The 15171-nt window shown below is 43.2% G+C and carries 12 protein-coding genes and 1 pseudogene; 9 read left to right on the top strand and 4 right to left on the bottom strand.

The annotated features are described in order from the left end of the window. Positions 1-11: 11 nt before the first annotated feature. Positions 12-263 (top strand): YolD-like family protein, encoded by a 252-nt coding sequence (locus MHB37_RS19050; protein ID WP_036688306.1) that lies wholly within the window; start codon positions 12-14, stop codon positions 261-263. A 100-nt stretch (positions 264-363) separates the two neighbouring features. Further along, complete coding sequence (gene ybaK / locus MHB37_RS19045) at positions 364-837, top strand: Cys-tRNA(Pro) deacylase (protein WP_076129827.1); 474 nt, start codon at positions 364-366, stop codon at positions 835-837. Here ybaK and MHB37_RS19040 read toward each other — a convergent pair. The 3 genes and pseudogenes from MHB37_RS19040 to MHB37_RS19030 all read right to left on the bottom strand — a co-directional run bounded on the left by MHB37_RS19040 (position 826) and on the right by MHB37_RS19030 (position 3513). Then, positions 826-1578 carry a YdcF family protein gene (locus tag MHB37_RS19040; protein ID WP_405168372.1) on the bottom strand — a complete coding sequence of 251 codons (753 nt, stop codon included), beginning with the start codon at positions 1576-1578 and terminating at the stop codon, positions 826-828. The two genes, ybaK and MHB37_RS19040, sit on opposite strands and share 12 nt — an antisense overlap. A gap of 61 nt (positions 1579-1639) precedes the next feature. Next, positions 1640-2874: pseudogene (locus MHB37_RS19035) on the bottom strand (MFS transporter). Positions 2875-3030: 156 nt separating this feature from the next. Further along, positions 3031-3513 carry a MarR family transcriptional regulator gene (locus MHB37_RS19030; protein ID WP_076182515.1) on the bottom strand — a complete coding sequence of 161 codons (483 nt, stop codon included), beginning with the start codon at positions 3511-3513 and terminating at the stop codon, positions 3031-3033. 279 nt (positions 3514-3792) lie between these two features. On the opposite strand from MHB37_RS19030, the gene MHB37_RS19025 reads away from it, so the two are divergent. From MHB37_RS19025 to MHB37_RS19005, 5 genes are all read left to right on the top strand, one after another. Continuing rightward, positions 3793-5394, top strand: a complete 1602-nt coding sequence (locus MHB37_RS19025) for a response regulator (RefSeq protein WP_340033244.1) — start codon at positions 3793-3795, stop codon at positions 5392-5394. A 32-nt stretch (positions 5395-5426) separates the two neighbouring features. Beyond that, positions 5427-7208, top strand: coding sequence for a sensor histidine kinase (locus tag MHB37_RS19020; RefSeq protein WP_076304450.1), 1782 nt, complete (start codon positions 5427-5429; stop codon positions 7206-7208). A 202-nt stretch (positions 7209-7410) separates the two neighbouring features. Next, a complete protein-coding gene (locus MHB37_RS19015; RefSeq protein ID WP_076129833.1) occupies positions 7411-8760 on the top strand; it encodes an ABC transporter substrate-binding protein in 1350 nt (449 codons plus the stop codon). A gap of 83 nt (positions 8761-8843) precedes the next feature. After that, positions 8844-9782 (top strand): carbohydrate ABC transporter permease, encoded by a 939-nt coding sequence (locus MHB37_RS19010; RefSeq protein ID WP_076129834.1) that lies wholly within the window; start codon positions 8844-8846, stop codon positions 9780-9782. 1 nt (position 9783) lies between these two features. After that, complete coding sequence (locus MHB37_RS19005) at positions 9784-10620, top strand: carbohydrate ABC transporter permease (RefSeq protein ID WP_175619013.1); 837 nt, start codon at positions 9784-9786, stop codon at positions 10618-10620. 78 nt (positions 10621-10698) lie between these two features. Here the strand turns inward: MHB37_RS19005 and MHB37_RS19000 are convergent, their stop codons facing one another. Continuing rightward, positions 10699-11613, bottom strand: coding sequence for a helix-turn-helix domain-containing protein (locus MHB37_RS19000; RefSeq protein ID WP_076277792.1), 915 nt, complete (start codon positions 11611-11613; stop codon positions 10699-10701). A 173-nt stretch (positions 11614-11786) separates the two neighbouring features. Here MHB37_RS19000 and MHB37_RS18995 point away from each other — a divergent pair, with 173 nt between their 5' ends. Next, entirely contained in the window at positions 11787-13898 is a 2112-nt protein-coding gene (locus MHB37_RS18995) for a glycoside hydrolase family 52 protein (RefSeq protein WP_405169615.1), read from the top strand. Positions 13899-14127: 229 nt separating this feature from the next. Then, on the top strand, positions 14128-15165 hold the full coding sequence (locus MHB37_RS18990; RefSeq protein WP_076280110.1) for an ROK family protein: 1038 nt from the start codon (positions 14128-14130) through the stop codon (positions 15163-15165). The last annotated feature ends 6 nt before the right edge of the window (positions 15166-15171 follow it).

Below are 15171 nucleotides of genomic sequence, written 5' to 3'. Positions count from 1 at the left end.
GGAGGATTAGTGTGGCAAAAGCAAAGGTGGCCAAGCGGCCCACAAGAGATGAATTTGTGCTTGAGGAGTTAGGTAATCAGTTAGTTGAAGCTAAGCAAGAAGGTTCTGAGATTTTATTGACCGTATGGGGAAAAGAAGAAGAGGTACGCGGTATGATCGTGGAAATGGATTCGCGAACCGGGAAAGTACACCTCAGTAACCATGAAGAAATCATAAAAGTTCCTTTTATGGATATCATGCAGGTTAATTATCCCAGAGATTAATGGGCACGGCAGCAACAGGAGGTCCTGAAAGCTATCATAGCTTTGGGGCCTCTTTGATCATAAAGGTAAGGAATAGAGGATATAGAAAGGGAGGTCAACAATGCAAGTAACCAAAACCAACGCGATGCGAATGCTGGATGCCAAAAAAATCGGCTATGAAGTGTTCGCCTATGACAATGAAGATGGACTAATCCATGGCACGGCTGTGGCTGAGAAGATTGGAAAGGCGGCAGAGACGGTTTTTAAAACGTTGGTCGCTCATAGCGGTGCAAATCTTTATGTATTTGTTATCCCTGTTGCCGAAGAGCTGGATCTCAAAAAGGCGGCCAAAGCCGCCGGAGAGAAAAAAATTGAGATGCTGCCAGTGAAGGATCTGCAGAAATGGACAGGGTATATCCGCGGTGGTTGTTCACCTGTTGGAATGAAAAAGCTGTACCCCACGTTCATTGAGAGCAGCGCAGAAGGGCTGGAAACAATGGCTGTCAGCGCTGGGAAGATTGGCCAGCAAATGGATGTAGCCCCACAGTTACTCGCTGAGGTTGTACATGCGAAATTTACAGAACTAATCAAATAGCCGAGCAGCAAGCTGGCCTAAATATTCCTTCAATGCTAACCCTGTTGTGGAGATCGCTCCTGGGGAGGGACTGAACTTGGCGGGCTGCAGTGCAATATCAGCGCTGGCGATATAATCCGTAGGATAGGCTTTCGCTGTTAGCCCTGCATTCTTAAAGTGCAACATCGCTCGGGACATATGAAAACCTGAAGTAACTAGTATAGGTTTTATAAGTCCGGTTTGTTGCAGGATGGCTGCGGTATTTACAGCGTTTTGCTCCGTGTTGAGGGATTGATTTTCGATCAGGATGTCCTCTTCGGGTATGCCCAGACCCAGTAGTTGTCTTTGCGCGATATCCGCTTCATTACCACTGTCGGAGAATACTTGTCCGCCAGAAAATAAGATTGGCAGACCTGTCTGCCGATGGAGGCGAACAGCAGTAAGCAGGCGATTTGCCGCTGATCCGTATAAATTGCCCTCGCCGTCTATATCCGGTGTGCCAGAGCTGGCGCCCCCGCCGAGTACGACGATGACATCTCCTTGCAAAGTTTCCGGCTGCGGATATTTCCGTTCTAGACTGCCGATCAGCGCATCGCTGACTAAGGGTGTCATGGAGAAATACATTAATAGTGTAACCCCGAGTAGAACTAGTGCTGGCCGGCGGTTTTTTTTCCATAACCAAATGACTAAACCTAGCAGAAGCACGATAAACAGGCCGGGAGGAAGCACAAAGCTGTATACAAATTTGATGATGTAAATCAACAGTATCAACCGCCTTCTAAAAATATAAGTTCAGGTTGTATTGTAACATGAGATTGCAAGATTACATATTTACATGCGTTCCTTATACAAAACGGATATTGCCGCAGCTATCAGGATCATCCCCATAAAAGCGGGTGCAGCATGGCCAAGTGATACATATATTTGACCTCCAATGACAGGCCCGATCATTCTTGCTAAAGCCTGAATAGATTGGCTACCGCCTTGAATCCTCCCTTGTTCACTAGAATCGACAGACTTGGAAAGCATCCCATTGAATGAAGGCCCAAAGATCGAATCCCCAAAACCAAATATAAACATTCCAGCGATAAAAAGCGGATAGTATGAGAACAAAGCAGATAGTGCAATAAGACTGTAGCCTATAATCTCTGAAACCATTCCAAGAATTGCGATCTGTTTATCCCTAAATTTCAGCAAAAGCTTAGGCATGATGAAACCCTGTGAAATGATGTCTTGGAAGCCCATAATTGAAAACATCAGTCCGATTAGTGCAGGCTTCCAGCTGAAAGTATCCATTGTGAATTGTGAAAAAACAGCCTGTAAAGATCCGTTGGGTATCCAAAGTAAGAATGCTGAGACCAGTAGCCTTTTTAAGTTTTTTATGGACAATATGCTTGCAAGCTGTGTAAATGGATTCAGTCTTACCAAGGTAATTTCTTTTAGTCTATTGTTCTTGTCAAGGCTCTCAGGCATAAAAAAGAATCCGTAAACAACATTTAATAAGGTTATTATTGCTCCGAAATACATAGGTACAGAATAACCAAACTTGGCAAGTAAACCGCCTAGCGTTGGACCAATGACGGTGCCTACTCCTACAACCGCACTCACCCAGCCAAAGTATTTGGTTCTCTGTTCTGGAGGAATGATGTCAGCAAAATAGGCGAAGATAGTACCTATGCTTCCGCCAGTTATACCTTCTATTATACGTCCAACAAAAAGTACCCATAACGCTCCTCCTATCCCAAAAACTAAGTATCCAATCGCGGAACCCAAAAGGCATACCAAAAGTAATGGACGACGCCCGTATTTGTCACTCAAAGCTCCAAGTGCAGGGGCTGCAAAAAATACGCAGACTGCATAAACAGACGTCAGCAGCGTGACAACTATAGCCTGTTCTCCCGGATTGCTTATATAAGGCTGCACTAAAAATGGGACAACGGGCATGATGATACTGAAGCCTATTCCGCACAGAAACACAGAGATCAAACCGAAGATTAGAGCGTGTTTATCTACGGTTTGCTCTGTGTTCTGTTCATTATGTGATCTGAATTTGAGCATTAAATTCTCTCCTCAAAAGTTGATGTTTTGATTCCTTGGAAACAAATCTGGTACATCACCATTTTTACCACTATTTTGTTTCCGTGTCAACAAAATCATGACCATAAAAATGCAGCCTTTCTCATAAGAGCCCGGCTGCATGGAGTTTCATTTTCATTATTCGAATTTATTCGGATTAAAATCTATACCCTGTTTCTTTATTTCTGCATCCAAATGCCTACTATACTTTTCTACGAAGCTAAGCATACTGTCAAATTGCTCCTCAGTTACCTGCTCAAATACGGCTTTATCCCGCTCTTGGAACTCTTTGTGCAGGTCCTCATGGATTTTATAAATTACTTTCCCTTGCTCAGTAAGCCTAAAATAGATTTCTTTTTTGTTATCCGATTTTTGGTAGCTTTCGATGAGGCCCTTTTGGATGAGCTTCTTAGTTAATTTACTTATGGCACCGCGAGTCATATAAAAGGACTCTGCAAGTTTTGTGACGTTGGAATCTGCATTTTTTTCAATGTATTCGATGCAATGTACTTCAGAAGGTTTATAACCCTTAAGACTGTCTTCCATCTTATCCTTATTAAGCCAAACCATCTTGTTATATACGTCCCTGAAACCCATCATGACCTGATCTTCTTTGTTCATGGCCTGTCCTCCCAGCGCTCTTACATTAACAAATTATATTGATTTTTTGATTCTATTTCAACAATATTAAAGTTGAGGATAGTTTGTTTCATTGAACTTTAGATAAAAATAACAGGTGAGTAGTAACAAGCGTAGATATAATATTCTTAAGAAACTGCGGTTTCTTCTTAAGAAAGTTCATCCGCTTGAAGCTGCACCAAAGATTGTTTGTCTGTTATCATAAGATTAAGATGATTGGACAGCTGTGGGATGATTTCTCTAAGGTAGGAGGACTGCATAATGAAGAGTATTCGGGTACTGCTCGCAGATGATGAACCGGTGATTTTGCGAGGCCTAAAAAAACTGATTTCATGGGAGAAGCTTGGACTCACCATTGTTGGAGAGGCCAGTGATGGAATTGAGCTGAAACAACAGATCGAGGATTGTGATCCTGATCTGATTATTAGTGATATAAGCATGCCAGGATATACAGGGATTGATATCATCCGCGAAATTCATGAAGCTGGCAGAGCGGTGAAGGTTATTTTTATAAGCGCTTATCAGGAGTTTACGTATGCCCGTCAAGCACTGCAATATGGTGCGCTGGATTATTTGGTGAAGCCCGTGAACAAAAATCAGCTGGAACAGGTTGTGAGCAAAGCCGTTTCCCTTATTCGTCAAGAAACAGAAGGCGAGCGCAACAAAGAGAAGCTGAACCATTATGAACAGAGAAACCGCAGATTAACGATCGAAGAATTGCTCGACAAGCTGACGGACGGCAATAAGGGAACAGCAGACACCTTGCTTGATATGGGAATTATAGCGTTAAGTCGCTACGTCAGTATTTGTTTGGTAGAGACGGACGAGTCGTCGGGGCAGCCTTCCAGATGGGAAGAACGCGAACGTAAGCTAATTGATTTTGCACTGTCTAACATTATTAAAGAAACCGTGGAGCAAAGCGATAATAGCTATATGTTCCGTAAAGGGGAACGTTTTTGTATCCTGCTCCAGCATGAATATGCTGAGGAACCAGCGAGAATTGCCTTAGACCTCCATGACAAAATTACAAGTTTTCTGAAATTAAAGGTGACTCTTGGGGTAGGCAATCCTGTTGACGGTATGGATGATGCTGATGAATCTTATCGCCAAGCTTTGAAAGCGCTAAATTATAAATATTTTACAGGGCCTAATCGTGTGATTCCTGTTAAAGAGAGCAGGTATGAGAGTGAAACATTGATTCAAGCTCCGCTGCATGAAATCCAGTCCGCCCTTGGGATTGCCATGAAATTACAACACAAAGAACAAATTGAGCAAGAGTGCCTGCGATTATTTCAGACGATCCGGCAGACGGCAGGCGGGAATAGAAACCAAGCCGTTTCTACCGTATACAATACATTCTTGCAGCTTGAACAGGAGCTTATTCAATTCGGTGTGGAGGCAGGTCCATCACTTCAGGACACAAATCCGATTCTTGAACGATTGGCTAATTATTCTACCTTCCAAGAGGTGGAGGAAGATTTCCGTGTGCTTTTGAGCAAAATGTCCGGGCAAATTGGCAGTCGCATGGGCAGTAAGGAACTGAAACAGCTATCCCAGGTGAAGGCTTATATTGAGGAGCATTATCCAGAAAATATTACACTGGAATCTATGGCAGGGATGATGTTTATGAATTCCTATTATTTCAGCAGCTTTTTCAAAAAACATACCGGACAGAACTTTAAGAATTATGTCACTGAGGTGAGGATGAATCATGCCCTTCGTTTATTGCTGCAAAGCGATATGATGGTTTATGAGATTGCCGATAGTGTAGGCTACAACAATGCCCGGCATTTTAGCGATATGTTTAAGAAGAAATATGGCAAGCTGCCACAAGAATATAAGCAATCCTTCAAAAGCCAATAGTCAGATGGATAGCAAAGGGGATGCCTTCATTCATGTTTATCTGGGGCCGAAGATCCAAAAGTATATTTGTTAAATTCTCCGCTTCCTTTTTATTAGTCGGCCTAATTCCGCTTTTTGCACTTAGCTACATTTCTGTGCAGACGTTTTCCGGATATGTCGAGCGTTACACAACAAGCAATTTGCAGCAAATGGTGCTATATATGAGCTATAACCTGAATTCAGCCTTTAATCAGTACAATGAGGTCTCTAAGCTGATGTATACGGGACGATATGAAGGTTTTATCGAGAGTTATTCGCAGAATCAAACCTATAATGTAAATGAGCTGGAGCAGATCAATACGATTCCTATTGAAACCTTTCTAAAAACAGTTCTCTACAGTGATTCCTACATCACCAGTGTTTATTTTCATAGGGAGTCAGACGATAAGCTCTACTATCAGGAAAAAGAAAACAGAGGGGTCAATTTTGATTTGCTGCCTTATCAAGATTGGTTAACTAAAATGGCTCCAAATCCTTCACAAGTGGCAATTTTCCCTACCCATTCCGAAGAATATTATACAGGTTCAAAGCGCAGTGTGTTCACCATCGGCCGTACTTTAATTGATATTTCCGGGCGTGTCACCAAAGATCCCAAGATAGTAGGGACCTTGTTTATGGATGTGGATGTTTCGTTATTTAATCAGTTCTTCAGAGAATTAAATCTGGGGGGACAGGATGAATTATTTCTGCTGGATGGCGACGGAAATGTATATTTCACGAATGAGACAAGGTCGGCGAATGGAGAGGCTTTTCGGGCTAAAAAGGACGAGGAGATGATCGTTCTCAGTGAAGAGATTCCTTTTCTTAAAGGCACGGTGACTGCCAGAATTCATCGAGCGAATTTATTCGATCAGCTTTTTTCAGCCCGTACGACGGTGTTTATAGCGATGTTTATTTGTGCGATTGCAATGATCATCATGGGTGTCTGGTTCTCTAGGCGGCTGGCTGCTCCGATTCGGAACTTAATTAAGCAAATGGCTATCGTAGAATCCGGTAATTTGGATACCCAGATGGTCGTGAACAGCAATGATGAAATGGGTAGACTTAGCCATGGTTTTAACCGAATGGTCGAGCGTTTACAAGCCTATATCGATGAAGCTTACGTTGCCCAGATCAAGCAGAAGCAAACGGAGTTAAATGCTCTGAAGAGTCAGATTCGTCCGCATTATTTATACAACACCCTGGAAGTCATTCGAATGAATGCGGTGGATAAAGATAATGATGAGGTCGCAGATATGATTTTATCACTCTCTAACCAGTTGAAATATGTAATCGACTATGGAGAGGATAGGGTAAGCATACGACAGGAGCTGGAGCATCTACGGGATTATTTCTATATTATCTCTGTGCGGTATGAGAATAAGTTTGAGCTTGTAGTCGATCTCTCACCCGAAGTGGATCTGAACTGGTACATTCTGAAATTGTCACTTCAGCCGTTAGTTGAAAATGCTATCCAGCATGGCTTGCGCAGTCAAGGCAGAGGGACAGTTGGATTGACGATCGAAAAGAAAGATGAAATGCTGTTGGTTACGATCTATGATGATGGAATCGGTATGAGCAAGGAAAAGGTACAGCAGTTGGCTGAAACCTTGGAAGAGCCTAGTTCGCCTAGCAAAAATGTTGGACTAAAAAATGTACATGAACGAATTCGTACAGTGTACGGTGCAGAATACGGGGTATCTATCAGCAGCCGGGAGCATATTGGGACATCAATTCTATTGTTGCTTCCGATTGTAGAGGATCCGTATAAAATCTCGGATTCGGAGAATGCGTAAAGGATAGACGATGAACGGAAGACTGCGGTCTTTCGTTCTTTTTTTACTTATTCTTAAATTCACCGCATATCCCGCTTAAAAAAGTTCATTCTAACTATTTATAAGGAATGCTATTCTATTAGCAACGGAAACGCTTTCGAGAGATGATGCGCACATCTTGCTTCAGTTTCCACGGTTCACTAAAAGGGGAGGCTATTATGATATGTACAAAAAAACAATGATGAAACTATCCGTATTGTTACTTGCCACAACAACAGTTTTGACTGCTTGCGGTGGAAATAATAATAATGCAGGAAGTAAGGCAACTAATACGCCAGCATCCGAGACGCCTTCAAATACACCGCAAGAGAACAAAAAAGAGGTTAGCTTTACGATAGGTTACGCCTCCGGAGATCCGGCCACCAAAAAAGCTATCTCAGATACGGTCAAAAAGTTTACTGCAGCTAATCCAAATGTCACTATTAAAGATTTGAGCGAAACTTCATCCGCTGCCTATCTTGACTGGCTGAAAACCAAGGATGCTGTGGGTGAATTCCCGGACCTGGTGGAAATGCGGGATACAGAAGTTTTTGCCGATGCGGGTAAGATTGTAGAGCTGCCTTCCGATCTGCTAGATTTATTCGAAGCCCCTCCACAAGTGGATGGTAAGGTGTGGAACGCACCGCTGCAAGTGAACGCTCCCCAAGGGATTATCTACAGCAAAAAAGCCTATGCGGATGCAGGGATCACCGAGCTTCCAAAAACCTATGACGAATTCATCGCCATCCAAGAAAAATTGAAAACATCGGGCATTACTCCGATTGTAGTAGGCGGAAAAGATATTTTCCATATGGGTTTTTGGGTTAACAAATTCCTGATTGATGAGGTCTACTCGAAAGATGCAGATTGGAACTCCAAACGTACCGCTAAAACGGTCAGCTTCACTGATGCTAATGTAGTTCAAGGCATAACGGACTTCAAAGAATTGTTCAAGAATTATGTCGATAAAGGTTGGCTCAGCACGGGCGACAATCAGACCGCTTCGATTCTTGTTTCTGGCAAAGCAGCACAATTGTACTCCGGTACGTGGATGTTTACACAAATCGCTGAAGCAGACCCGAACTTTGAATTTGGCTTCTATGCTCTTCCTGACCGTGAAGGGAAAATCAATGTCATAGGTCTTCCGTCACCTGCAGGCTGGTCTTTATCGGCTGAAGCCGCTAAGGATGCAGACAAAACAGAAGCCATCAAAGACTTTATCCGTTTCTTCTTCGCCCCAGAACAGTATTCGAACTATTTAGCAACGATAAATGCGATTCCTTCAACAAAAGAGAAAGTAACCTATGACACAAGTGAACAAATGCAGGTGGCTTTGGATCTTATTGCTGACCCGAATGTAGTGAAATCGTTGGCGATCAATAACTGGTGGGGAGACAATCTAATCCCTCCACAATTCCGTAACTGGTACTACAAGCTGTTGCAGGATCTCGTGGTAAAAGATGGAGATGTAGCGAAGTACATGAAAGATGCGGATACAGAGTATGACAACCAAGTGAAAGCTAATCAGATGTAAGAGCAGCGCCTGATCGAGCAACCTCTGCTGTTGCAGAGGTTCTCTTTTTAACAAGCGCGGTCTTTAAGGGAGGGAGAGTAGCCATGGCTACATCCGCAGTAAATGCTGACAAGTCATTGATAGGCACTGTGCAGCACAAAAAGAAAAAGAAAAAATGGCAGTCCTACGCTCTGCTGTTCATATTACCATCATTTATTTTGTACACCTTGTTCGTTATCGTCCCTACGGTAGGCAGTGTCTATTTAAGCTTCACCTCATGGGATGGCATTAGCGACAACGTAAGGTATATCGGCTTCGCTAACTTTGTGGAAATTTGGAATAGTCCAAGGGTGCATAACGCACTGAAAAATACGATGATCATGACTATTTCACTTGTTGTTCTAGAGAATATTGCAGCAATTGCAATGGCTATGATGGTCGATAAGGTACGCTGGTTCCGGAATTTATTCAGAAGTGTATTTTATTTCCCTACGTTGCTTAGTGGGATCGTAATGGGTTTCGTCTGGGCGATGATCTTGAATTACAACTTTGGTGTATTTAATCAGATTCTGGAGTCTGTTGGGCTTGGAACCTGGATTGTGGATTGGTTGGGCAATCCAAAATATGCGATGTTGTCGATTATTTTGTCTACCGTTTGGAAAGGCGCGGGGTATTATATGATCATTTATCTCGCTGGATTGCAAGGTATTCCGCAGGAATTGAATGAGGCGGCCAGTATTGATGGAGCAGGGGGCTGGCAACAGTTCCGGCATATTACCTTTCCGCTGCTTGCGGGGTCAATGACTGTATGTATGGTATTATCGATGATCAGCGCCTTGAAGATTTTTGATCAGATTGCTGTCATGACTGATGGTGGTCCGGGCTTTGAGACGGAGACATTAACTTATATTATTTATAAGGTTGGGTTTGGTGAATTAAGACAAGGTTTTGGTACTGCGCTGGCGATGGTCTTGTTCTTAATCATACTTATCATTACAGTCTTCCAAGTGAAGGTTCTCCAGAAGCGGGAGGTGCAGCTCTAAGATGACGATGCAGACACGCAAAAGAGTTGGGCAAATCGCACTTTTCATTGTTACATTATTAGTGGCTATTATCTTTTTCTTTCCTATTTTCTTTAATTTGATGTCAGCCTTCAAGAGTAATGCAGAGATTATGAAGGATGCCATTGCTTTTCCGAAAACCCTTTATCTGGACAGCTTTAAATATCTGTTAACCGAAACAGAGTTTCCACGGGCTATTCTGAATAGTCTGATTTTGACAGCATTTTCTATTGCGGCACAGGTCTTGATTATTCCGATGGCGGGCTACGCAATTGAACGCAGAAATGCCAGATGGACCCGGTTCATGTTCGTTTACTTTTTAGCAGGAATGATGATCCCTTTTCAGGCGTATATGATTCCTCTGTTTAAAGAGCTTAGAATGCTGGGGTTATACGGCAGCCTTGCCGGTCCAATTCTAATTTATGTAGCCGGTGCGGTGGGCTTTGGGTGCCTGCTGTATACAAGCTTTGTCAAAGGCATTCCTAGAGAAATTGAAGAAGCGGCAGAGATCGACGGATGTTCTCGTTATGCGATATTTTGGAAAATTGTTTTCCCGCTGCTAGGACCCGTCACAGCCAGTATGGTGGTCTTAAACGGACTTGGAATCTGGAATGATTTCCTGATGCCGATGCTGGTATTGCCTTCAGGACAGGCTAAAACTATGGTCGTGGAAATTTACCGTTATATCGGAGAATTCTCCTCACGTTGGGATATGATTTTTGCAGGAACAGCAATGTCGGTTGTGCCTGTGCTGATTGTGTTTATCGCCTTGCAGAAGTATTTTGTTAAGGGGATTGCGTCTGGTGCAACGAAGGGTTAATTCATAAAAAGGGATATATCCTGTAACCACTTTGTGGGCTGCGGGGTACATCCCTTTTTTTTGTATGGAAAACAATCACTAAAGTGTATTTGGATTCGCGGTTAAACGGCGGTAGCCCATTGGCGGGAGACCTGTCCAGCGTTTGAATTGCTTGCTGAAATGGGACACATCCCGGTATCCTAGCCGGTGGGCAACCGATTCGACAGATAGACTATTATCCATTAGCAGCAGTTTGGCGTGACGAATGATCAAGCGGGATAAATATTGTCTTGGCGACATGCCATAAATTTGGTGGAAAACACGATTGCAGTGAGTTGTACTGTATCCGAGTTTTGCCGCAATGTACTCAATACCGCCGCCTCTTTCGCCTGTGCTTGCAGCAGAGGAGACAGATTCTTGCAGCAATCCTTCGATGGCGTTAGCTAAGGCGACGGTATTTTCCGTAGCTTCTGTATCTGCCAGGAGGGGCATCTCCGAAAGTACCCAGCCGCTGAGCGCGGTTAGAAGTTGCAGCGAAGCATGCAATGTAATCAGGCGATTTCTGTGTGTGTCCTTTGACTCTGACAGGATGGAAGAATTTATGATGACATCTAGAGCGGAACGAATGGCTCGCAGCTCCGGGGTATTCCCACTTAGACTAACAGCGTCTGCTGTTAATAAAGCTCGCCGTAAAATCAGATCATCAATATCAAAATGTAGGCAGTAATAAGTCATGTCACGACTAGCATTCGAACCGAGGCTGCTATGTTCTACACCGGGACGAATGAACAAAATATCACCGCTTTGCTGGATAAAAGATTTATTGCCGACCGTCATATGTTGCTCACCCTGCAGTACAACGTTAATCTCAAACATAGGATGAGTGTGTACGGGATATTGCCAATCCGGATTTACTTTTCTCCAATGCGCGGCGAAGATATGGAAAGCCGCTTGGATGTCTGGAGACATCTGGCCATCAATAGAATTATGAAAAGCGGGATCATTCGAGATCATTTCAATCCTCTTTTACTGTAAAGTTTGGCTTCATTATAACATAGGTTATTATCGATGTTTGATTTGCCCAAATAAAAGAAGGCTTTAACCCTGTTGTACTTCCGGAAAGATCGATAACATGGAGATATAGCCCGGAGGTATCCGGGACCATGCTGGAAGGAGTGTTATTATTTATGGCGCATAATCAATTTTTTAATGCCCATCATTCACCGATTGGTGCATTTGCGAGTTTCACTTTAGGATTCAAAGGAGCTAGTGGAGGTTTCGATCTGGAGATTGGAAAACCACCTAGACAAAATATATTCATAGGATTAGAACGTGCTGACGGGAAGGGATATGATACACTGCCATTTCATGAAATCGGGGGTGAGGACGAAAGCAAACGTTATGATATTGAGAATCCGGATCCTAATCCTGATAAGGAGAATATTCTGTTCCCTTTTCAAGAGAATGAGATTTCCAGAGATTTTCATGTAGCCACAGACAGCTGGAGTGCGGGTGATTTGACCTTCCGGATTCTGTCCCCCGTTCGTTCTGTACCGGATCCAGAAACTGCCTCTATAGAAGAAATGAAGGATGTGCTGCTGCCTGCAGTGCTGGTTGAACTCGAAGTGGACAACTCCTCATCCGCCACCTCGCGCCGTGCATTCTTTGGTTTTCAGGGAACAGATGTGTATAGCGGAATGAGAAGACTGGATGATGTATCATCGGAGATTACAGGCGTTGGCCAAGGAAGATTTATTGCGATTGCTGCGGAAAAAGGAACTGCAAAGTCCGCACTGCATTTCACGATGGAGGATATTCTAACGGAGGAGCTGCAGGAGAATTGGACCTTTGGACTGGGACGAGTCGGCGCTTTGATCATGGATGTTCCAGCCGGAGTAAAAGAAACTTACCGCTTTGCTATTTGTTTTCACCGTTCAGGTTATGTCACCTCAGGAATTGATGCTTCTTATTACTACAATCATTATTTCAACAATATAGAGGCAGTGGCTGAATATGCATTAGCTAGATTTGATATCCTTAAGCAAGAAGCGGAGCAAGCTAACGATAGATTTACTCATGATGACCTATCCGCAGATCAAACCTTTATGTTAGCGCATGCGATTCGTAGTTATTATGGCTCCACGCAATTGCTGGACTACAAGAATAAGCCATTTTGGATCGTCAACGAAGGCGAATACCGGATGATGAATACCTTTGATCTTACCGTCGATCAGTTATTTTATGAGCTGCGTTTGAATCCTTGGACTGTACGTAATGAACTAGATATGTTCGTGGAAAGATTCAGCTACGAAGATATGGTGCGTTTCCCGGGTGAGGATACAGAGTATCCAGGTGGAATTAGCTTCACACATGATATGGGTGTAGCCAACGTAGTTTCACGTCCGGGATATTCTGCTTATGAGGTCTATGGCATTGATGGTTGTTTCTCACATATGACACATGAACAATTGGTTAACTGGGTGCTGAGTGCAGCAACTTATGCAGAGCATACAGGTGACCGGGGCTGGATGGAACGTAATCTGAGTATTATGGAGAAATGCCTGGATAGCATGGTAAATCGCGATCATCCAGATCCTGAACAAAGAAATGGTGTCATGGGGCTTGATAGCTCACGTACGATGGGCGGAGCCGAAATTACTACGTATGACAGTCTGGATGTGTCTTTAGGTCAGGCTCGTAACAATATTTATCTGGCAGGAAAATGCTGGGCTGCTTACTTGGCTATGGAGAAAATATTTGCAGAGCATGGGCGTGCGGAACAGTCCAAAACAGCAGGGGATCAGGCTGAAAAATGCGCCGCAACAATGGTGGCAAGTGTTACAGCAGACGGGTATATTCCGGCTGTCATTGGAGAAGGCAATGACTCCAAGATCATTCCGGCTATCGAAGGCCTTGTCTTCCCTTACTTTACAGGCTGCAAAGAAGCTCTTGATCGTAATGGACGGTTCGCCGCCTATATTGGCGCACTCGACAAGCATCTGCATGCGGTGTTACAGCCGGGAGTATGCTTATTCGAAGACGGAGGCTGGAAAATCTCTTCAACCAGCAATAATAGCTGGCTCAGTAAAATCTATCTCTCCCAATTCATCGCCCGCAGCATTCTGGGACTGGAATGGGAGGAACGGGGAGCGGCAGCGGATCGTGCTCACGTAGCTTGGCTTACCCATCCGGAGCTTTCCATCTGGAGCTGGAGCGATCAGATTATTTCCGGTGAGATCACGGGCAGTAAATATTATCCGCGTGGCGTTACAGCGATTTTGTGGTTGGATGAGAAATAAGAATAGATAGTTTCAATAAGTAGAAACGGAATATGCATAAATACTAAGAGGGGGCTACCCCTCTTTTTTGCTGTGTCTACGCCCCCTCCTTGATTCAATCTACCCTCTACTGAAGGGTCTTCATTCAAGAATTAACTTGTCGATAGATCTAATTGCTGCTATAGTCATACTGACTTATTAAACGCGTTTAATAAGTCAGTATGACTATAGGTGAGAGAGTGGGAGAGCCATGGCGAGTGAGAAACGACTTCCTTCACAGCAAATGAAATCTGAAATTATCCGAAGTATTCGAACAGCATTATTAGAACTAGGAAAAGCAACGAAGGCAGAGTTAAGCCATAAATTGCAATACAGTTTCCCAACGATAAGTAAATTTCTAATGCAGATGGAAGAGGCAGGGGAAATAACGGTCAGCGGTCTGGATGAGTCAAGTGGGGGAAGAAGGGCAATAAGATACACCTATAATCCGAATTATCGGTTAGGGATGGCTGTTTTTTTGGAAAAAAATGAAACCAATTATACCATCTATAATTGCATTGGGGAGGTAATCAAAGAAGGGAGTTTGCCCAGTATTCTTGAGGAAGATGTTAGTAAACTGGTCATGCTTATTGAAGATGAAAAAAAGGCCAATCCTAAAATCCAATCTGTGGCTATTGGAGTTCCAGGTGCGGTGAATCATGGGCAGATTTTTCTGATTCCGGGTTATGAGAAATATCAGAATTTAGATTTGAAAAGACACATAGAAGATCAACTATCTATTCCGACAATCGTGGAAAATGATATGAATGCCGCTGTAATCGGCTATATGACGCAACGAAATTTGAAAGAGAATATATCTCTAATGTATCTGTATTTAGGGAAAAATGGTCCGGGGGCTGGGATCGCGGTTAATGGTGAAATCGTGCGAGGAAAGACGTTTTTTTCAGGAGAAGTTCAATTTTTGCCACAGTATGATCATAAAAATTTCATAGAGGCATTAACTGGAGATCCTGGTGGATCAAATATGCAATCGAATCATAGTGTGGATGCGATTAGTCGATTAGTGGCTACTATGACTTCTATTTTGAATCCGCATTATATTATTTTTTGTGAGGATGAATTAGCTCCAGCCATGCTTAATCAAATCTATGAACGGAGTGCAACATACGTTCCGAAGGAGCATCTTCCAGCGTTAGCGGTAAGTAACTTGAAACGTGATTATCTGAATGGATTACAAAGTCTTGGATTAGGCTTATTAGTTTCACAACAAATAGATGAGAACAATTAAGGAGAT

It is taken from the genome of Paenibacillus sp. FSL H3-0286, from assembly GCF_045040705.1.
Lineage (GTDB): Bacteria > Bacillota > Bacilli > Paenibacillales > Paenibacillaceae > Paenibacillus_AQ > Paenibacillus_AQ odorifer.
The sequence above is the reverse complement of the archived record's forward strand: the minus strand, read 5'-3'. Positions and strand labels throughout refer to the sequence as shown.